Consider the following 2087-nt stretch of genomic DNA (forward strand, 5'->3'; position numbering starts at 1 on the left):
CGCCCAGCCGCCGCTGCATGCCGCCGGGCAAGGTCGCCGCGATCGCCCCCTCGGCCAGCCCCGCATCGATCCGGTCGAGCAGGCGGTGGAGCCACGGCTCCGCCACCCCGGCAGTCAGCGCACTCGCGGTGCCACGGAGGTGCGCTCCGTCACGACGGCCTCGATTGCGGGACTGGGTCTGGTTCACGCGCGCAACAACCACGGCCAGCACGAGTCGGGCAAGCCGCAAAAGCCGGGATCAGATCCCCCGCACCGCCGCCAGCGCTCGTTCGCGCGCTTCGCGATGGCCGATGATCTTGCGCGTATAGTCGTCCGGTCGGCGCCCATGTTCTTCCGGATCGTGGATCACATCGTCGTGCAGCCGCGCCAGCTCCGGCACCCACTCGCGGATGTATCCCGCTGCATCGAACTTCTCCGACTGCGACAGCGGCGCCATGATCCGCACGAACATGTTCGAATCGATGCCCGTCCCCGACACCCATTGCCAATTGACCGCGTTGCTCGCGTAATCGGCGTCGACCAGCGTGTCCCAGAACCAGCGTTCGCCTTCGCGCCAGTCGATCAGCAGATGCTTGATCAGGAAGCTCGCCGCAATCATCCGCACGCGATTGTGCATCCACCCGGTCGCCCACAGCTGCCGCATCCCGGCATCGACGATCGGATAGCCGGTCCGCCCCTTGGTCCACGCATCGAACTCGTCGCGCACCGCCGACGAACCGAAATCGCGCCACGGGATCGCGTCGAACTTCTCGCGCGCATTCTTCGCGGCATAGTCGGGGAATTGCAGGATCACATTCTGCGCATAATCGCGCCAGCCGATCTCGCTCAGAAACACGTCGACCGACCCGCCCGCATCCGCGACGCGGTGCCATACATACGCTGGCGACACCTCACCGAAATGCAAATGCGGACTGAGCCGCGAACTGCCCTCGATCGACGGCAAGTTGCGCGTGCGGTCATAGTCCGCCGCCTTGTCGACAAAACTATCGACCCGCTTGCGCGCGCCCGCCTCGCCCGGCTCCCAATCGGCAAAGCCGGTCGCCCAATCGGGCTTGGTCGGCAACAGCCCCCAATCCTCCAGCCGGTCCGACTTGGGCCAGCTCGACGGCGCGGGAATGTCGCGTGGCCGGTTCGCCGGAGCCGCCGGCGGCATCCGCTGCTGCAACGCGCGCCAGAACGGGGTGTAGATCTTGTACGGCTCGCCCGATCCGGTCGTCACCGACCCCGGCGGGGCGAGGTAATTGCCGTCATGGCACACCAGTTCCAGCTGCTTCGCCACCGCCCGCTCGGCATTGCGCCACCACGGCTCGTAATGGCGGATGCAGTGGACACGCTTCGTCCCCACTTCCTCCGCCAGCGCCGCCAGCACATCGGCCGACTTGCCCCGCTTCAGGATCAGCCGCGATTCCTTCTCCCGCAGCGCCGCGTCGAGGCTAGCCAGGCTATGGTGCAGCCACCAGCGCGACGCCCCGCCCATTGCGCGATGCTTCGGCGTCTCGTCGTCGAGGATATAGACCGGCACCACTGGCCCCTCCCCCGCCGCAGCAATCAGCGCAGCCTGATCCGATAGCCGCAGGTCACGGCGAAACCACAGGATGCTCGTCATTCGGCATCCCCCTCGGGTGCGATCCGCACGCTGAAGCGGCTCCGCACCGCGTCATTCCCGAAACGCTGGTCGCCCAGCATCAGGCTCCCATCGGGCTGGGCCACCGCAAAGGGCATACGCGACCAGAACAGGAATGCGCGCACCTCAGGGTCACGCGCAGCTGCCGCCAAAATGCGCCCATCGCCCATTCCGATCGGCTCGGGTCCGGTGGTTTCGAGGGAGAAGACCGACGGCAGCACACCCTCTGCCATGTTCACCACCCGCCGTCCGCGCTGCCCATCGCCACGCCACAGCATCTCGCGCTGCCAGAAGGCCAACGGCATCGGACTCGCCACCACCAGCTCGGGCGTGACGCCATAGGTTGCGCGCACCCACGCGGTCGTCCGCGCCTCCGCCACCCCGGTCAGCACACCATTACCCAGAATATAGGCCGACAAGCCCGTCAGCAGAATCGCCCCACGCCGCCGCCAATCCCCGCCGC

General features: G+C 67.3%; 1 protein-coding gene and 2 pseudogenes. All 3 read right to left on the minus strand.

Annotated elements, in window-relative coordinates; translation table 11 throughout:
• A pseudogene (locus AX681_RS04685) lies at positions 1-187 on the minus strand (SAM-dependent methyltransferase); the annotation flags it as partial.
• A 51-nt stretch (positions 188-238) separates the two neighbouring features.
• Positions 239-1606 carry a cryptochrome/photolyase family protein gene (locus AX681_RS04690; protein WP_066665128.1) on the minus strand — a complete coding sequence of 456 codons (1368 nt, stop codon included), beginning with the start codon at positions 1604-1606 and terminating at the stop codon, positions 239-241.
• Positions 1603-2087: pseudogene (locus tag AX681_RS22350) on the minus strand (metal-dependent hydrolase); the annotation flags it as partial. The pseudogene AX681_RS22350 and the gene AX681_RS04690, both read right to left, overlap by 4 nt.

The sequence above is a fragment of the Sphingomonas sp. CCH9-E2 genome, from assembly GCF_001557215.1.
In the GTDB taxonomy this organism is placed as follows: domain Bacteria; phylum Pseudomonadota; class Alphaproteobacteria; order Sphingomonadales; family Sphingomonadaceae; genus Sphingomonas.